This is a genomic window from Qipengyuania intermedia (assembly GCF_019711615.1).
GTDB lineage: Bacteria > Pseudomonadota > Alphaproteobacteria > Sphingomonadales > Sphingomonadaceae > Qipengyuania > Qipengyuania intermedia.
On record NZ_JAIGNS010000001.1, the window covers coordinates 1 to 17614 of the forward strand.

The following is a 17614-nucleotide window of genomic DNA, read 5'->3' on the forward strand; positions in this document are numbered from 1 at the left end:
TGGCCCGTTCGTCTAGCGGTTAGGACGCGGCCCTTTCACGGCTGAAACACGGGTTCGATTCCCGTACGGGTCACCACGGTGGCGTTATTGCATCTGCAATCCGCGCAAAGCGCCACTTGTGTGGCCCGTTCGTCTAGCGGTTAGGACGCGGCCCTTTCACGGCTGAAACACGGGTTCGATTCCCGTACGGGTCACCACTTCTCCCAAATTTCGCACCGATTACGGCTGGCGCAGGCATTCGCGCCAAGCTAAGCGGCGTCGCATGAGCGCGCGCTCCTTTCCCTGGTCCGCCTTTGCCCTGGCGATTGCGACGACCATCGGTCTTCTCGTGCTCGAGGTCCCTTTTCTCATCGTAGCAGTGGTCCTGCTTGTCTGGGCAGGTTCGCTCTGGCTCGTCGGCTCGTCACCGCCCCCTCCCGCTGAGAAGACTAGCGACGGTGCAATCTCGCGCGATTCCATGGGTGATCTGTTCGAACACTCCGAAACGCCCGTCCTTCTGACCGAGAGTGGGCGAGTCATTATCGCCAATATTGCCGCGCGCAGGCTGCTGGGTGCCCACATTCTCGGGCAGGACGTGAAGATGGCTCTTCGCCAGCCGGAAGCGGTGCGCCTGCTCGAAACGCCGGAAGACGGGGCTGCCGTGGTCAGGGGGCTCGCGCGCCGCAAGGACATCTGGCGCATCAACCGCAAGAAGCTGGACAAGAACCTTTCGGTCATCGAGTTGGTCAACAAGACGGCCGAAGCCGATATCAGCCGTGCCCATACCGATTTCGTCGCAAACGCCAGCCACGAGCTGCGCACTCCGCTGGCCGCCATCCTGGGTTATGTCGAAACCCTGCGAGAGGACGGCTCCGACATCGAGCCAAAGATGGCGGACAAGTTCCTCGCAACGATCCAGCGAGAGGCCAAGCGGCTGCAGGACCTGGTGAGCGACCTTATGTCCCTGTCGCGCATCGAAGCTGAAAAACACGATCTGCCTGCAAAGACGGTCGCGCTTGGAGAACTGGCCAAGCGGGCGGCCCAAGACGGCGCCGGACCCGAGCGCCTGGACCGCCTGGACTTCGAAGCCCACGGTGAGTTTCTCGTTCGCGGCGACGAACAGCAGCTGGAGCAGCTCGTCCGCAACCTGGTCGATAATGCGATGAAATACGGGGCGCCGGAAACGCCGGTTACTGTTAGGCTCGTGCCGCAAGGCGATGCGCGCGTCCTGCTGACCGTGACCGATCGGGGGGACGGTATCGCTCCTGAACACATTCCTCATCTGACGCGCCGCTTCTACCGTACCGATCCCGGCCGCAGTCGCGCTTCGGGAGGCACCGGTCTTGGCCTCGCGATCGTGAAACATATCGTCGAACGGCATCGCGGCAAGCTCGTCATCGAGAGCAAGCAGGGCGAAGGAACGCGGGTGAAGATCACCCTGCCCCTCGCCGACTAAACTCGCCAAACGCGCCGTTCCGCGTGATTTTCCACAGCTATGCACACGAAATCCACAGGCTTCGAGTGCAGTGTGAACCTGTGTCACAAACCCGTAATTATCGGGTCATAGAGGCGTCTCCGGATCGTAACCTTGTAAGGGATTCGTCACATGAATTCGCCATTCCGGCTCTCCGTCATTGCCGCTGCCCTAAGCTGCACCATTGCAACTCCCGTCTCGGCGCAGGCCGACAATGCCACGTCGGCGGCTCAGGAACTGGCTGAGATGCGCGCCCAGCTCGCTGCTCTTGTCACGCGCATCGACCAGCTCGAAGGCGAACTCGCCGAAGAAAAAGCCGCCAACGCTGCGCAGGACGCGACGATTTCCGCCAATGCGGAAGCGGTTGCTACAGCTGCTCCGGCAGCGGAACCGCAGGTCGCCGAGCTCGAGAAGAAGGATGGCTGGAGCTTCAAGCCGCGCGGCCGCCTGATGTATGACGTCGGCTTCACGAGCGTTCCCGAATCGACGGGCCGCGACGACGGCTTCGGCAACGAAGTGCGCCGTGCTCGTCTTGGCGCGTCCGGCGGGCTTGGCGGAGGCTTCGGCTACAAGTTCGAACTCGACTTCGCCGGGAACGAAGTCGAAGCGGCCGATGCCATCCTGACCTACGAAGACGGCGGGCTGGAGGTCGCGATCGGCCACCATAACAATTTCCAGTCGCTCGAAGAGCTGACCAGCAGCCTCCACACGACCTTCATCGAACGTGCAGCCTTCACCGATGCATTCGGCTTCGAGCGCCGCATCGGCGCATCGGTCAGCTACAGCACCGGCATCGTTCTTGCGCAGGCCGGCGTGTTCACCGACAATTTCGATGACACCGGCACCGACAATCGCGGAGTTGATGGCCGGCTGGTGGTGATGCCGAAAAGCGGCAATACGCAGTTCCATCTCGGCGGCTCGGTGCATTACAACGAGCTGGGCCAGGATGACGCCAGCGTTCGCTATCGCCAGCGCCCGCTCGTGCACTTCACCTCCGAGCGGTTCGTGAACACCGGTAACCTGGACGCCGACAGCGAGTTCGGAATCGGTCTTGAAGGCGCCGTAATTTCCGGTCCTTTCCATGCTGCTGCCGAAGGCTTCTGGCAAAACGTCGACATGCCCGCGATGACCGACAACCCGACTTTCTTCGGCGGCTATGCCGAAGTCGGTTATTTCCTCACGAAGGGTGACAGCCGCGGGTACAAGGGCGGGAAGTTCGATCGCACGAAGCCTGAAAGCCCGGTCGGCGAAGGCGGCATGGGTTCGGTTCAGCTAAACCTGCGCTACGACTATCTCGATCTCAACGACGCAGGAATCGTCGGCGGCATCCAGAACGGTTACCTCGCGTCGCTGATCTGGAAACCGACGGATTACACGCTTTTCAGCCTCAACTACGGCAAGATGGACTACACCGATGCAGTCCATGCCAAGGCGGATGGCGAGACCGATTACACCGTCGATGCTTTCGGAATTCGTGCTCAGGTCGATTTCTGATCCATATCCCGCTAGGGGCATCGACAACGATTCGGTGCCCCGGAGCGGAAGTCACACTTTTGTCGTCACCTTGTAACAATCCCGCGCTCTTGCGCGGCTAGTTGGACAACATAGGGGTTCTACCATGACCAAGACTTTCAAGATTGCTCTCGCCGCCGCTTCGGCTCTCGCGCTCACCGCTTGTGGTGACAATTCCGCCGGTGGCGGTTCGCGCGAACAGATCAAGGCCGTCGGCTCCTCGACCGTCTTCCCGTTCTCAAAGGCGGTCTCGGAAGCCTTTGCCCGCGACACCCAGTTCGCATCGCCGATCATCGAATCGACCGGTACTGGCGGCGGCATGAAGCTGTTCTGCGCCGGCGTCGGCGCCGAAACGCCCGACATCGCCAACGCATCGCGCCGCATGAAGGCTAGCGAATTCGAAACCTGCCAGACCAATGGCGTGACCGACATCATCGAAGTCCAGGTCGGCCTCGACGGCATCGCCCTTGCCTCCTCAAAGGGTGGCATCATGATGAACCTTACTCCCAAGATGGTGTACGAAGCGCTGGCCGCTTCGCCCTATGGCGGTGAGCAGACCACCAAGACCTGGGCCGATGTCGATCCCTCGCTCCCGGCCGAGCCGATCCTCGTTTACGGTCCGCCGAGCACCTCGGGCACGCGCGATGCGCTCAAGGAACTGATCCTCGAAGCAGGCTGCAAGACCGACGAAGCGACCAAGGCTCTCAAGGAAACCGACGAAGACCGGTACGACCAGGTCTGCACCGAAGTTCGCAGCGACGGCGCCTATGTCGACCAGGGCGAACAGGACAACCTGATCGTCCAGAAGATCGAAGGCAATCCGAATGCCGTGGGGATTTTCGGGTACTCCTATCTTGAGGAAAATCTCGACAAGGTGCAGGGCCTGCCGATGAACGGCGTCGATCCGACCTACGAGAATATTGCCAGCTTCGAATATCCCGGCGCCCGTCCGCTCTACATGTACGTCAAGAAGGCGCACCTCGACGCCATCCCCGGCCTGAAGGAATTCCTCAGCCAGTGGGCAGGCATGTGGGGCAAGGACGGACCGCTCGCCAAGATCGGCCTCGTCGCCAATCCCGATGATGCGGCAGCTGCAGCCAATGCTGCTGTCACCGAGTACACCACGCTCGACGGTTCCGAGCTGAAGTAAGGGTAACCACGCACGCAATGTCGCTAACCATTCTGCTCCTCCTGGCCCTCGGGCTCGGGCTCGCCGGATGGTTGGCGGCTCGTGCGCGTGCGTGGACCTTCCGCAAGGCGAGCCCGACCGGACGGCTCGCCAGCTTGCCGAGCTATCACGCGTGGTACGTCGCGCTCTGGATAGTCCTGCCCGTTCTTGTCTTCATCGCCATCTGGAGTGCGGTTGCGCCGGGTCTCGTGACCCAATCGGTGCTGGCCGCGCCCGCAGCCGACCAGCTTCCTGCCTTCGGCTTCCAGCGCCAGACGATCCTCAACGAAGCGCGTGCGGTTGCCACCGGGGCTGCCCAGGGCGTCTTCAATCCCCTCGCCCGCGAATTCGTCGAGCCTTATCGTGACGCGCTGTCGTTCTATAACTGGATCGGCATCGCCGCGACGCTGGTCATCGCCTTCCTCGGCGGGGCCTTCGCTTTCCTGCGCCTTAAACCCGACTTCACTGCCCGCACGCGGGTGGAACGTATCGTCATGGCGATCCTGCTGGGCGCCTCGCTGGTGGCTATCCTGACGACCATCGGGATTTTCGTCAGCCTCGTTTTCGAGACGCTGCGCTTCTTCGGAATGGTCAATCCGATCGACTTCCTTTTTGGTACGCACTGGGCACCTGACCCGATGAGCAATCCGGAAAACCCGGATGCCACTCGCTACGGCGCGATCCCGCTTTTCTGGGGCACGCTGTTCATCGGTGCGATCATCGCCATGATCGTGGCTATACCGCTCGGCCTGATGAGCGCTGTCTACCTGACGCAATACGCGAACCCGCGCCTGCGCGCCTGGGTAAAGCCCACCCTCGAAATCCTCGCCGGTGTGCCGACTGTGGTCTACGGTTACTTCGCCGCGCTCACCATCGCCCCGGCCATCCGCGACCTGGCGGTCGACCTCGGGGCATCGAACCCGTCTTCCGAAAGCGCGCTCGCCGCAGGCCTGGTGATGGGTGTCATGATCATTCCGTTCGTGTCCTCGATGGCCGACGATTCCATCGCAGCCGTGCCGCAATCCATGCGCGACGGAAGCCTTGCGATGGGCGCCACGACGAACGAGACAATCCGCCGTGTTCTGGTTCCGGCAGCCCTTCCCGGCATCGTGGCCGGTGTGATGCTCGCCATCAGCCGCGCGATCGGCGAAACCATGATCGTGGTCATGGCCGCATCGACCGCTGCAAACCTCAGCGCCAACCCGCTCGATTCCATGACGACGGTGACTGTGCAGATCGTCGCCATGCTGACGGGCGAAGGCAGCTTCGACCATCCGGCCACGCTCAGTGCCTTTGCGCTCGGCTTCGTCCTGTTCATGGTCACGCTCGGTCTCAACTTTATCGCCCTGCGCGTCGTTAAGAGGTTCCGCGAAGCTTATGAGTGAGCACATCGCCCCCACGCGTACGCCCGCTTTCGAGGCGCGCCTCAAGAAACGCTATGCTGCGGAAAAACGCTTCCGGTCGCTTGGCCTTGCAGCGATCGTTTTCTCGGTCGCCGTGCTGGTTTACCTTCTCGGCACCATGACGCTGAACGGCATCGGCGGCTTCCAGCGGGCCGAAGTCGAGGTTCAGATCGATTTCACCCAGGCAGGACTGTCGGCCGATCCCGCGACCTTGGAATCGCCGCAGGCCATTCAATCGCTCCAAAGCCAGGGCCTGCCCGAAGTGGTCCAGTATTTCGCGCAGGAATCGCTCGGCGAGGCCGGTGCGCGAGGGCTTGGCGCGCAGGCATGGCGCGATGTCGCGCAGGCCATTATCGACGATCCCTCCATCGTTCGCGGTCAGGAAACCTTCTGGCTTCCCGCGAGCGCGGACCTTGCCAGCGGTTATGCCGGCGAAGGGTCGCAGGAATTGCAGACTCTTGCTGCCGAACTCGATGCCGCGGGCAAGATCGACAAGAATTTCGATGCCGGCTTCTTCTCCCGCGCCGATGCCACCAACCCGCAGCAAGTGGGTATCTGGGGCGCCCTCAAGGGCTCGATGCTGACGATGGTCGTCACGCTTCTGCTGGCCTTCCCGATCGGCGTGCTGGCCGCGCTTTACCTCGAAGAATACGCGCCCAAGAACCGCTGGACCGACCTGATCGAGCTTTCGATCAACAACCTTGCAGCCGTGCCGTCGATTATCTTCGGCCTGCTCGGCCTCGCCGTTTTCCTGACCCTGTTCCCCAATCTGCGTTCCGCCCCCGTAATCGGTGGTATGACGCTCGCGCTCATGACGATGCCGGTCATCGTCATCGCAGGCCGCAACGCGATCAAGGCGGTTCCTCCAAGCATTCGCGACGGCGCACTGGCCGTCGGGGCATCGCCGGTCCAGGTGGTTTTCCACCACGTCCTGCCGCTCGCACTGCCCGGCATCCTGACGGGTACGATCATCGGCATGGCACGCGCGCTCGGCGAAACCGCTCCGCTGCTCATGATCGGGATGCGCGCTTTCGTCGCCAGCCCGCCCGACGGCTTTACATCGCCTGCCACCGTCCTGCCCATGCAGATCTTCCTCTGGTCGGATGAAATCGACCGCGGTTTCGTGGAACGGACAAGTGCGGCTATCATCGTCCTATTGCTGTTCCTCCTGCTGATGAACGGCCTCGCCATCTACCTGCGCAACAAGTTCGAGAAAAAGTGGTGACCGTAGTTCACGAAAACCTGGAAGATACCGACGCCAAGATGAGCGCGCGGGACGTCTCCGTTTACTACGGCGACAAGAAGGCGATCGACGAGGTCTCGATCGATATCCCTACGCGCTATGTCACGGCATTCATCGGCCCGTCGGGCTGCGGCAAGTCGACTTTCCTGCGCACGCTTAATCGCATGAACGACACCATCCCTTCGGCCCGCGTCGAAGGGGACATCATGCTCGACGGCGAAGATATCTACAAATCGGGCATGGACGTGGTGCAACTGCGCGCCCGCGTCGGCATGGTCTTCCAGAAGCCCAACCCCTTCCCCAAGTCGATCTATGAGAACATCGCCTACGGTCCGAAAATTCACGGTCTGGCCGAAGGGAAGGACGAACTGGACGCGGTCGTCGAAAAATCGCTGCGCCGTGCCGGTCTGTGGGAAGAAGTGAAGGATCGCCTGCAGGACAGCGGCACCGCGCTTTCGGGCGGTCAGCAGCAGCGCCTTTGCATCGCGCGGGCCATTGCGGTCGACCCCGAAGTCATTCTGATGGACGAGCCCTGCTCGGCCCTCGACCCGATCGCCACGGCGAAGATTGAGGAACTGATCGACGAACTCAATGGCCGATATGCCATCGTGATCGTCACGCACTCGATGCAGCAGGCGGCGCGCGTCAGCCAGCGCACGGCCTTCTTCCACCTCGGAAAGATGGTGGAATATGGTCGTACATCTGACATATTCACCAACCCGCTCGAAAAGCGGACCCAGGATTACATCACCGGCCGGTACGGATAAGGCTTTGGAAAAGATGCAAGAACATACCGTAAAAGCCTTCGACGAAGACATCACGCGCCTGCGCGGCCTGATCGCCGAAATGGGCGGATTGGCCGAAGTCGCGATCCAGCAATCGCTCGACGCACTCGTGCGCGGCGACGATGATCTGGCGAAGAAGGTCGTCAAAGGCGACAAGAAGATCGACGCGCTGGAAAGCGAGATCGACAAGCTTGCTGTGCGCATCATTGCCCTGCGCGCACCCATGGCGGACGACCTTCGCGAAGTGATCGCCGCGCTCAAGATCGCCGGAGTGGTGGAACGTATCGGCGACTATTCCAAGAACATCGCCAAGGCGAGCCGCGAGATCGGCGACAATCGCAAGAAGTTCGAACCGCTCACCCTGCTTCCCGCCATGGCCGAAGTCGCCAGCGAGATGGTCCACGATGTGCTGACTGCCTACGCTGCTCGGGATCCGGAACTCGCCAAGGAAGTCATCCTGGCCGACGAGAAGGTCGATGCCTTCTACAACTCGATCTTCCGCAACCTCGTGAGCCACATGGTCGAAAATCCCTCGATGATCTCGAGCGCGGCGCAGCTACTCTTTGTAGCCCGCAATCTTGAACGTATAGGGGATCACGCGACTAACGTAGCCGAAATGGTGCACTTTGCAGCAACCGGACAATATCCGGTAGACGAAGACGGCTGACACATTCCTGTAGCCTGGGGGTCATAAAGACGTGTCCAACGAGAAACCACGCTCGCATGGAGACGCGAAAGTGCAGGCTGCCAAACTTCTTCTGGTTGAGGACGATCCCGCCCTCTCCGAGCTTCTGGAATACCGCTTTTCAAATGAAGGCTACAACGTCCGGACCACGCCGGACGGCGACGAGGCGATCCTGCTTGCGAGCGAGGAAACGCCCGACCTAGTTATCCTCGACTGGATGATCGAGGGGACGAGCGGGATCGAGGTTTGCCGCAGGCTGCGGCGCGACAAATCGACGGCGCATGTCCCGATCATAATGCTCACCGCGCGCGAGACCGAAGACGACCGTGTGCGCGGGCTCGAGACCGGCGCCGACGACTACCTCACCAAACCGTTCTCACCGCGCGAACTGCTCGCCCGTGTCGCCGCCGTGATGCGGCGTATCCGGCCGGTTCTGGCAGGCGAGACCATCGAGGCGGGTGACCTGTCGCTCGACCCGGTCGCGCACAAGGTCATGCGTCGCGGCAAGGTGCTCAAGGTCGGGCCGACGGAATACCGCCTGCTGAAGTTCTTCATGGAGAGCCCGGGCCGCGTCTTCAGCCGCAACCAATTGCTCGACGCAGTATGGGGCACGGAAAGCGACATCGAACTCAGGACCGTCGATGTCCACATCCGGCGCCTTCGCAAGGCCTTGGAGGTCGAGGGAATGAAAGACCCGATCCGCACCGTCCGCAGCGCTGGATACTCGCTCGAAGCGGTCTAGCGGCACAGCCCCCCGCGCCGAGCGCCCATGTCGAAGTGGAAGTGGTCGGTGTGGGCGGCATTGTAATCGGGCGAAAGCACGATGCCGAAGCTGTCGCAGGCGCGGTCGCGGACTTCGCGCAGGAAGCGGGCCTTGTCCCCCTCCCCGTCCCCGTCCCAGTCGCCCAGAACGCTGATGCGCGTGCCGTCGGCGAGGACGAAACCGGCAATATCCAGCGCGTTGCCCGTGGCGTGCTGGCTCCACGGCCCCTCGCCGCGACCATAGAGTCGGCGGCAGGAATACGCGCCCAAATGCTCGATCTGCGCCACTTCGCTACCGAAAATCTCCTGCGCCGCCGGATCGAGGCCGTCACGCTTCCATAGCTGTAATGCAATCGCCACCGGACAGGTCGTAGGCGGCGTGTCCGGGCTGAGGGGGAAATCCGACAGTTGCGTGCGGTCTTCGCGCCGGCACGGCCCCTCGCCCGCAGGTTCGAGCGCGTTGAACGCAACCTCACTCCGCTCCAGCACGGCCCGGCACTGCGGGACATCGCCGCGCAGTGCCAACAGCTTCGCTTCGGTCGCCCAGCCAACCGGGTCGTTCAGGTCGAGCGGTGCCCACGGATCATGCTCTGGATGCGCGGCGAGCCAGGAACGCCCTGCCACGGCAAGTGCGACAAGCATCAGCAGGACGATTACCCGGCGGTCTCCGACGAACTTCCCGATGTGGCGCGAAAGCGTGAATTTCAAATCTGCGTACCCATGAGATCGACCAGGATGGCGATCGCTATCAGGATGAATACGATTCCGATGCCCCGATCGATCCAGACGCGTGTTGCCGCGCGCTCCATCAGGCGGGCGAGCCGTTTTCCGGCGGCAATATAGAGCCACCCGATCACGAGGTCCGCCACCAAGGCGACCACCGCCAATACGACGATTTGCATCGGCACGCTGCGCTCCGGATCGACGAAGGGCGGGATGATTGCGACCATGTAGACAAGGGACTTGGGATTGCCGATTGCCACCGCGATACCATCGCGGAAAGCATGGTTGGACACCTTGCGCGACGGCGCGTCACCCTCGTCCTCGTCCGCGTGGAAAGAATGCCGGATCGCCTTGAAGCCGAGCCAAGCGAGATAGGCAACGCCGGCGATCGCGAGCAGCCGGAAGGCCAGCGGATAGGCGCTCGCCAAGGCGCCCAGGCCGAGCGCGGCGAAGGCCCACCAGACGAAATAGCCGACCTGCATGCCCATCAGCGCCGCCCATCCCGAACGCGGCCCGCGCCAGATGGCCTGCCCCATGACGAACATCATCGACGGGCCGGGCACGATGCTGGTCGTGGCCGTCACGATCAGGAATGCGAGGAGGGTTTCGGTGCCGATCACGCTGCGCCCTTAACCGCGGCCTCAATGGAAGTCGCGCGATTTCGGAATGATGCGCACATCGCGCGGGTGGCTGCCATGCCAGCCACATTCGCGATTGCCCGGCGGCGGTTCCTGCCACGGCTCGACGGGCTGGTAGGGATCGTCTGTGCCTTCGCGCAGATTGTCGCGTGGATTGAACTTGTCCGGCAGCGGCGAGGAGACATGGTCCGCGCGCGCAAGCGGGGCGTTGAGCATGTCGTCGGACAGCCTGTGCAACTGGTCGGTCGCATCGGTCATGTGCTGCGCGATCACGTGGATCACCTCGTCATCGTATTCGACACGCCCGCGCACCTCCATCAGGCGCGCACCCATGACCACGCGGCGCTGCTTTTCCTTCAGGTCCGGCCAGACGACGAGATTGATCACGCCCGTCTCGTCTTCCAGCGTGATGAAGCACACGCCCTTGGCGCTGCCCGGACGCTGGCGGATCAACACCACGCCTGCGACATGGACCATGGAGCGGAATTTCTTCGCGCGCAGGTCGCAGGCGCGCACGAAGCCTCGCTCTGCAAGACTGGCGCGCAGGAAGGCCATGGGATGCGCCTTCAGGCTGAGGCGCGTGGTCTGGTAATCGGCGACGACCTCTTCCGACAGCGGCATCTGCGGCAGGCGCGTAGGCTGTTTTTCCGCCCCTTCGTCCCGCGCAGCCGCTGCAGCGAACAAGGGCAGGTCCGGCCCGCCGACCAGGCTGCGGGCATCCCACAGGGCCTGGCGCCGCGTAAGGCCCATCGAGCCGAAAGCATCCGCACTCGCCAGCCGTTCGACATGGGCGGGACCGGTGCGGGCACGGTCGCGCAGGGCGCGCACATCGGCATAGGCGCCGTTCGCCTCGCGCTCCGCGATCAGCTGCGCCGCAACCGCCTCGGGCAGTCCGTCGATCTGGCGCAGGCCAAGGCGCAGCGCGATATGCTTGTCGAGCCGTCCGCTATCGCCCGCACCCGCCCCGCCTTCGCCGGTCCGTTCCAGCGTGCAGTCCCATTGCGACAGGTTCACATCCGCCGGGAGTACACGCACGCCATGTTCCGCCGCATCGCGCACGATCTGCGCGGGCGCATAGAAACCCATCGGCTGCGAATTGAGCAGCGCACAGGCGAAGGCGGCGGGGAAGTGGCATTTGAGCCAGCTCGACACATAGACGAGATGCGCAAAACTGGCCGCATGGCTTTCGGGAAAGCCGTATTCGCCGAAGCCGCGGATCTGGTTGAAGCACCGCTGCGCGAAGTCGCGATCATAACCGCGCGTGACCATGCGCTCGACCATCATGTCCTGAAGCTCGTCCACCATCCCGCGGCTGCGGAAAGTGGCCATTGCCTTGCGCAACCGGTTCGCCTCTTTCGAGGAGAATTTCGCTGCGTCGAGGGCGATCTTCATCGCCTGTTCCTGGAAAATCGGGACGCCCAGTGTGCGCTCGAGAATGCTCGACAGTTCGTCCGGCGGGCCATGCTGCGGACTTGGCGCAGGGATGACCACGGGCTCGGCCCCGCGGCGGCGCTTCAGATAGGGGTGGACCATGTCGCCCTGGATCGGCCCGGGCCGCACGATGGCGACCTGGATGACGAGATCGTAGAACTGGCGCGGACGCAGGCGCGGAAGCATGTTCATCTGCGCCCGGCTTTCGACCTGGAAGACGCCGAGCGAATCCCCCGTGCGCAACATGGCATAGGTTTCCGGGTCCTCGCGCGGGACATTCGCCAGCGTCAGCGTGCGGCCGTGATGGTCGTCAAGCAGGTCGAGGCACTTGCGGATGCAGGTCAGCATCCCCAGCGCCAGCACATCTACCTTGAGGATGCCCAGCGCCTCGATATCGTCTTTGTCCCATTCGATGAAACTGCGATCGGGCATGGCGCCATTGCCGACCGGTACCGTCTCCGTCAGTGCACCTTCGGTCAGGATGAAACCACCGACGTGTTGCGACAAATGACGTGGCATTCCAATCATTTGCTCGGTCAGCTTGAGAACCCGCTTCAGATGTGGATCGGTCACATCCATGCCGGTTTCCTGGGCGTGCTTCTCGCTGATCTCGCGGCCCCATCCGCCCCACACCGTCTTGGCGAGCGCTGCGGTGACATCCTCGGTCAGTCCCATCGCCTTGCCCACTTCGCGGATCGCCATGCGCGGGCGGTAATGGATCACCGTGGCGCATAGCCCGGCGCGGTGGCGACCGTATTTGCGATATAGATACTGGATCACCTCCTCGCGCCGCTCGTGCTCGAAATCGACGTCGATATCGGGCGGCTCCTTGCGGTCTTCGGAGATGAAGCGATCGAACAGCAGCTGGTGCTGCGCCGGATCGACATTGGTGATGCCGAGGCAATAGCAGACAGCCGAATTGGCCGCACTCCCACGCCCCTGGCACAGGATCGGCGGGTCGACCTTCTCCCGCGCGAAATCGACGATGTCCTTGATGGTCAGGAAATAGCGCGCGAGGTCCATCTTGCCGATCAGCGCCAGTTCCTTGTGCAGCGTTTCGGTGACGCTATCGGGAATGCCTGCCGGATAGCGCCACTCGGCACCCTTCCAAGTCGTGCTTTCGAGATATTCCTGCGGTTCGACGCCGCCGGGATAGAGTTCTTCGGGATATTCGTATTTCAGCTCGTCGAGGCTGAAGTCGCAGGCGTCGGCCACTTCACGCGCAGCGGCGATGGCGTGCGGCCAGCGTTCGAACAGGCGGCACATGGTCTCGGGCGGCTTGAGATAACGCTCGGCATTGCCGTGGAGCAGGTGCCCGGCGCGTGCCACGGTGGTCTTGTGCCGGATCGCGGTCATCACGTCCTGCAGCGGCCGCCTGTCGGGCGTCGCGTAATGGACATCGTTGGTGGCGAGGATCGACAGGCCGTTCGCGCGGGCCAGCGTATCGAGCCGTTCGATCCGCGCAACGTCGCTGTCGGTATAGAGGAAGGCCGCGGCGATATGGCGCAGGGTCGGCAGGCCTGCGGCAAGGTGCGGGACGATGCCCTCGATCGGGGCGGCGACCAATTCCTGCACCTTCTCGCCGCCGAGCCCCACGACATTGCTTGCCCATGCGGGGACGGTGAACTCTCGCGCAAGGTCGCGCGGGGGAAGCAAGATCAGCTGTACGCCTTGGGTATGCGCGGCCAGCATCGGCAGGGAGATGTCGCATTCGCCCTTCTCTTGCCATTCGCCCGACAAGGTGCGCATGCGCCCGGCGGAAATCAGGCGGCACAGGCGGCCATAGGCCTTGCGGCTCTTGGGATAGGCGAGGAAGGCTAGCCCCTCGACCGTTTCGATCCGGCAGCCGATGCACGGTTTCAGCTTGAGTGTCTTGGCTTCTGTATGAACGCGCACCACGCCCGCCATGGTGTTGGCATCGGCGATCCCGACCGCGTCATAGCCCAGCGCGCGCGCCTGCAGGACGAGGTCGACGGCATCCGACGCGCCGCGCAGGAAGCTAAAACAGGATACGAGGCCGAGTTCGACGAAGGGGCTGCGCGGCGGGGCGTCTATGCCCGCAGGGTCGAGCTCGATCGTCCGCTTGGGTATCTGGAGGTCGTTCTCCGGCATTTCACGCCAGTTCCTCCAGCCGCGCCTTCACTGCGGCAAGGTCGGCATCGAACAGCCGCGCCTGCTCCTCGCGCGCGGCACCTTCGAGACGCAGCAGGTAGGATGGGTGCGCGGTGACCCACAGCTCGCTGCCATCCTCCAGCGCGATGGGGGCGCCGCGCACTTTGGTAATGCTCACCGTCTTGCCGAGAACGCTGCGCGCCGCGCTCGCGCCCATGGCGAGCACCAGCTTCGGCTTCACGATCTCCCGCTCGCTCTCGATCCACCAGCGGCAGGTGTCGATTTCCTTCGCGCCCGGGTTCTGGTGGAGCCGCCGCTTGCCGCGCTGGACATATTTGAAGTGCTTCACAGCATTGGTGACATAAGAGCTGCGCCGGTCGATCCCGACCTTTTCGAGATGCGCGTCGAGCAGCTGACCGGCAGGCCCGACGAAGGGGCGGCCGATCTGGTCCTCCTGGTCGCCCGGCTGTTCACCGACGATCATCAGAGCCGCGTCCTGCGGCCCCTCGCCCATGACGGCATGGTTATCGAGGCTGCCGATAGGACATTTGCGGCAGGCATGGATCGCCTTGTCGATCGCGGCGAGCGTATCGGGCCGTTCCTCGAATTCCAGCGCGCCCTTCTCGACCATCTTCGCCTCGCGCCCCTGCGCGCCCGCGATGAGGTCGGGGATGAGCGATGCCTCGGGCATGTTCTTCCAGTATTTCTTCGGCATCTCCTTCAGCATCGCGCCGATCTTCAGGCGCGCGGGGTTGAAGATGGAAGCGTAATAGGTGCGCCAGAGGTCCTCCATCGGATCGCCGCCGGGCGCATCGTGACGCTCGGCAGGCGGGCCTTCGGACATGGTCTCCCCGTCCCAGTGCAGGCTGCCGCGAGGGGTCAGGATCGACCAGCGCATGTTGGAGAAGCGCCGCATGAAGAAACCCGCATTGGCGCGCAGGATGTGATGCTCCGGCTCGAACCAGGCGACGTAATGCTCGCCCACTTCCCCCTCCCCGGAATTAGCCTCACTCTCCACCAGCCGGAAACGGACGAAGGCGTGCATCTTGTGGCTGTCGCGGCGGACATTCTTGTCGAGTTCCTCCACGCGGCGGACATCGGGATCGGCCTTGTCCTCCATCATCCGCGGGTTCGATTGCAGCCGCCAGAGCACGCGATAGAGCAGCGCGAACCGCTCGGGGTCGGAATGCAGGATCGCATTCCTTGCAAGGCTGACGAAGCGGCGGTTGGCGCGCACCGGCTTCGCATCCATGGGCGGCACGGGCATACGCCGCTCCCCATGCGCGAAGAGGTCGCCGCTGCCGCCCGGCTCTACCCAGGCAATACGGTCGGGCGGCACGTCGCACTGGACGAGCGCACGTGCGCGCTCGCGCCAGAAGTCGAAGTCATCGGCTTCGGGCAAATGCACCACATAATAGGTGCCGAGCTTGACGTGCTGGAGCGCAGTCATGCCGCGAACAATTCAAGCTGCTCGGTCTTGGGCGCGAGCAGGCTGCGCAGATCGGCGCGGTCGGTCAGCGTGACGGGGCGCCAGTCGACGGTGCAGATGAAAGGGCGCACCTTGGTGATCGACTGGGTGAGCAGCGCGACGTCGTCGAGCCGCAGCGCGCGGTGACGGCGGCTGGCGAGGATCTTGCCCACTGCCTTCACACCGAGACCCGGCACGCGCAGCAATTGCTCCTTGCTCGCGCGGTTCACATCGACAGGGAAAGCTTCGCGGAACTTCAGCGCCCAGGCGAGCTTGGGGTCGATATCGAGCGGCAGGTTTCCATCCGCCTCGGTCGCCTGCATCACATCGCTGGGCTTGTAGCCATAGAAACGCATCAGCCAGTCGGACTGGTAGAGCCGGTGTTCGCGGATCAGCGGCGGGCGCTTCAGCGGCAGCACGGCGCTGGCATCGGGAATAGGCGAAAAGGCGCTGTAATAAACGCGGCGCAGGCGGAAATTGTCGTAGAGGCGACTTGCTTTGCCCACGATATCGGCATCGGTGGCGGCATCGGCGCCGACAATCATCTGCGTCGATTGGCCCGCAGGCGCGAAACGCGGGGCGTGGCGGAAACGCTTCCTTGCATCCTTCGCCTCGACCAAGTCGGCCTTGACCTTGCCCATCGCGCCTTCGATCTGGCGCGCATCCTTGTCGGGCGCGAGGCGGGTCAGGCCGCTGTCGGTCGGCAGTTCGACATTGATCGAGACACGGTCGGCATAAAGCCCCGCCTGGTGCACGATTTCCGGATCGGCTTCCGGAATGGTCTTCAGGTGGATGTAGCCGCGAAAGTCGTGCTCTTCGCGCAATATCCGGGCGACCTCGACGATCTGTTCCATCGTGTGGTTCGAGCTTTTCACAATGCCCGAGGACAGGAACAGCCCCTCGATATAATTGCGGCGGTAGAAGGCGAGCGTGAGGTCGACCACTTCCTGCGGGGTAAAGCGCGCCCGCGCCACGTTCGAGCTCTTGCGATTGACGCAGTAATGGCAGTCGAAAATGCAGTGGTTGGTCAGCAGGATCTTCAACAGCGAGATGCAGCGGCCATCGGGCGCATAGGCATGGCAAATGCCCATTCCTTCGGTCGAACCAATCCCCTTTCCGCCAAGGCTGTTCTTCTTTGCCGTGCCGGACGACGCGCACGAAGCATCGTATTTCGCCGCATCGGCGAGAATTTCCAGTTTCTGCAGGATGGTTTGCGCGGCCATATGTTCACTATACGTTCCGCTGTAGGATTCGCAAATATCAAAAGTTACATCGAGACGGGAACCTCACCGCAGCTTCCGCGTATACAGGCCACGGACCGGGCCCCTCTGGCGTGCAACCGCACGTGATGTCGGACGTAAGTAACGCCGACGGCCTGTCACACAAAGCAACGGCATCGTCGGCATACCTACATTCAGCGACCTTCTGGTCGTCAGTCTGGAGTATGCAATGAAATATCTCACTTCCCTCGCCCTGATCGGTCTTGCCGCGACACCTCTCTCAGCGCAGGAAAAAGACTGGAATTTCGGTGACGGTGTTTCCCCCGAACGCTGGGCAACCGTGAATGCGGCCTACGCCCTGTGCGATGCGGGCCTCCACCAGTCGCCCATCGATCTCGGCGCAGCCAATGCACGCGGCGATATCGCCCTCGAAACCAAATTCGGCGAAACCAGCGGCACGATCTCGCTCGGCACCGAAAAGGTCCAGGTGGACTTTCCCGCCGGCCTCGGAATGAATTCGGGTGGCAAGGAATTCGCCCTGATCCAGGTTCACTTCCACACACCGTCGGAACACGCGATCAGCGGCAAGCGCTATCCCCTCGTCGCGCACTTCGTGCACGCCACCGAAAGCGGTGAACTGGGCGTGCTGGGAGTCATGTTCAAAGAAGGCGACGCCAATCCCGCGCTTGAGACCATCGTGGCAGGTGTCGGTGCCGGCAAGGGTGCCGCAGTCGAATTCGACGTGAACGACATGGTGCCCGAAGACACCGGCATCTATCGCTACATGGGATCGCTCACCACGCCGCCGTGCAGCGAAGGCGTGAACTGGCATGTCGCCGACGAAGTGATGACCGCCAGCGCCGAGCAGATCGCGGCGATGGAAGCCAACCTCGGCCCTTCCGCACGATCAATCCAACCGCTGGGAACGCGTCTCCTCGTCGCACCCGAATAACGGCAAATAACCTCTTGAAACGGGTCGGAAGCTTGCCGCTTTCGGCCCGTTTCCTAATG

At 62.9% G+C, this 17614-nt stretch carries 14 protein-coding genes and 2 tRNA genes; 11 read left to right on the top strand and 5 right to left on the bottom strand.

Annotation, left to right across the window (positions count from 1 at the left end):
• Position 1: 1 nt before the first annotated feature.
• The 10 genes from K3179_RS00005 (at position 2) to phoB (ending at position 8991) form a co-directional block, all read left to right on the top strand.
• Positions 2-76, top strand: a tRNA-Glu gene (locus K3179_RS00005).
• Between the two features lie 46 nt (positions 77-122).
• Positions 123-197: transfer RNA gene (locus tag K3179_RS00010), tRNA-Glu, on the top strand.
• Positions 198-262: 65 nt separating this feature from the next.
• Positions 263-1435 carry a sensor histidine kinase gene (locus K3179_RS00015; RefSeq protein WP_221561922.1) on the top strand — a complete coding sequence of 391 codons (1173 nt, stop codon included), beginning with the start codon at positions 263-265 and terminating at the stop codon, positions 1433-1435.
• Positions 1436-1585: 150 nt separating this feature from the next.
• On the top strand, positions 1586-2947 hold the full coding sequence (locus K3179_RS00020; RefSeq protein WP_221561923.1) for a porin: 1362 nt from the start codon (positions 1586-1588) through the stop codon (positions 2945-2947).
• A 124-nt stretch (positions 2948-3071) separates the two neighbouring features.
• Positions 3072-4115 (top strand): substrate-binding domain-containing protein, encoded by a 1044-nt coding sequence (locus K3179_RS00025; protein ID WP_221561924.1) that lies wholly within the window; start codon positions 3072-3074, stop codon positions 4113-4115.
• A gap of 17 nt (positions 4116-4132) precedes the next feature.
• Complete coding sequence (gene pstC / locus K3179_RS00030) at positions 4133-5518, top strand: phosphate ABC transporter permease subunit PstC (RefSeq protein WP_160594696.1); 1386 nt, start codon at positions 4133-4135, stop codon at positions 5516-5518.
• The gene (gene pstA / locus K3179_RS00035; protein WP_221561925.1) at positions 5511-6761 is read left to right on the top strand and encodes a phosphate ABC transporter permease PstA; all 1251 of its coding nucleotides are present in this window, start codon (positions 5511-5513) and stop codon (positions 6759-6761) included. The genes pstC and pstA overlap by 8 nt, the downstream gene beginning before the upstream one ends.
• Before the next feature lie 38 nt (positions 6762-6799).
• On the top strand, positions 6800-7546 hold the full coding sequence (gene pstB, locus K3179_RS00040) for a phosphate ABC transporter ATP-binding protein PstB (RefSeq protein ID WP_221562955.1): 747 nt from the start codon (positions 6800-6802) through the stop codon (positions 7544-7546).
• A 13-nt stretch (positions 7547-7559) separates the two neighbouring features.
• Positions 7560-8231: a phosphate signaling complex protein PhoU gene (gene phoU / locus K3179_RS00045; protein WP_090479900.1), complete on the top strand. Its 672-nt coding sequence runs from the start codon at positions 7560-7562 to the stop codon at positions 8229-8231.
• Positions 8232-8301: 70 nt separating this feature from the next.
• Positions 8302-8991 carry a phosphate regulon transcriptional regulator PhoB gene (gene phoB / locus K3179_RS00050; RefSeq protein ID WP_100261027.1) on the top strand — a complete coding sequence of 230 codons (690 nt, stop codon included), beginning with the start codon at positions 8302-8304 and terminating at the stop codon, positions 8989-8991.
• Here phoB and K3179_RS00055 read toward each other — a convergent pair.
• The 5 genes from K3179_RS00055 to K3179_RS00075 are packed head-to-tail and all read right to left on the bottom strand — an operon-like array spanning position 8988 to position 16606.
• Positions 8988-9719, bottom strand: coding sequence for an extensin-like domain-containing protein (locus K3179_RS00055; RefSeq protein WP_247712743.1), 732 nt, complete (start codon positions 9717-9719; stop codon positions 8988-8990). The two genes, phoB and K3179_RS00055, sit on opposite strands and share 4 nt — an antisense overlap.
• Positions 9716-10354 (bottom strand): LysE family translocator, encoded by a 639-nt coding sequence (locus K3179_RS00060; protein WP_221561926.1) that lies wholly within the window; start codon positions 10352-10354, stop codon positions 9716-9718. Before K3179_RS00060 ends, K3179_RS00055 begins: the two co-directional genes overlap by 4 nt.
• A gap of 21 nt (positions 10355-10375) precedes the next feature.
• Entirely contained in the window at positions 10376-13915 is a 3540-nt protein-coding gene (locus K3179_RS00065) for an error-prone DNA polymerase (protein ID WP_221561927.1), read from the bottom strand.
• A 1-nt stretch (position 13916) separates the two neighbouring features.
• On the bottom strand, positions 13917-15365 hold the full coding sequence (locus K3179_RS00070) for a UdgX family uracil-DNA binding protein (RefSeq protein WP_221561928.1): 1449 nt from the start codon (positions 15363-15365) through the stop codon (positions 13917-13919).
• Positions 15362-16606: a putative DNA modification/repair radical SAM protein gene (locus K3179_RS00075; protein WP_221561929.1), complete on the bottom strand. Its 1245-nt coding sequence runs from the start codon at positions 16604-16606 to the stop codon at positions 15362-15364. The genes K3179_RS00070 and K3179_RS00075 overlap by 4 nt, the downstream gene beginning before the upstream one ends.
• A 226-nt stretch (positions 16607-16832) precedes the next feature.
• Between K3179_RS00075 and K3179_RS00080 the strand changes: the two genes are divergently transcribed.
• Positions 16833-17555 carry a carbonic anhydrase gene (locus K3179_RS00080; protein ID WP_221561930.1) on the top strand — a complete coding sequence of 241 codons (723 nt, stop codon included), beginning with the start codon at positions 16833-16835 and terminating at the stop codon, positions 17553-17555.
• Positions 17556-17614 lie beyond the last annotated feature (59 nt).

Bases quoted from the DNA above. Each gene is read 5' to 3' on its own strand.
- K3179_RS00015 (WP_221561922.1), top strand. From the start codon at position 263: ATGAGCGCGCGCTCCTTTCCCTGGTCCGCCTTTGCCCTGGCGATTGCG.
- K3179_RS00020 (WP_221561923.1), top strand. From the start codon at position 1,586: ATGAATTCGCCATTCCGGCTCTCCGTCATTGCCGCTGCCCTAAGCTGC.
- K3179_RS00025 (WP_221561924.1), top strand. From the start codon at position 3,072: ATGACCAAGACTTTCAAGATTGCTCTCGCCGCCGCTTCGGCTCTCGCG.
- pstC (WP_160594696.1), top strand. From the start codon at position 4,133: ATGTCGCTAACCATTCTGCTCCTCCTGGCCCTCGGGCTCGGGCTCGCC.
- pstA (WP_221561925.1), top strand. From the start codon at position 5,511: ATGAGTGAGCACATCGCCCCCACGCGTACGCCCGCTTTCGAGGCGCGC.
- pstB (WP_221562955.1), top strand. From the start codon at position 6,800: ATGAGCGCGCGGGACGTCTCCGTTTACTACGGCGACAAGAAGGCGATC.
- phoU (WP_090479900.1), top strand. From the start codon at position 7,560: ATGCAAGAACATACCGTAAAAGCCTTCGACGAAGACATCACGCGCCTG.
- K3179_RS00065 (WP_221561927.1), bottom strand. From the start codon at position 13,915: ATGCCGGAGAACGACCTCCAGATACCCAAGCGGACGATCGAGCTCGAC.
- K3179_RS00070 (WP_221561928.1), bottom strand. From the start codon at position 15,365: ATGACTGCGCTCCAGCACGTCAAGCTCGGCACCTATTATGTGGTGCAT.
- K3179_RS00075 (WP_221561929.1), bottom strand. From the start codon at position 16,606: ATGGCCGCGCAAACCATCCTGCAGAAACTGGAAATTCTCGCCGATGCG.
- K3179_RS00080 (WP_221561930.1), top strand. From the start codon at position 16,833: ATGAAATATCTCACTTCCCTCGCCCTGATCGGTCTTGCCGCGACACCT.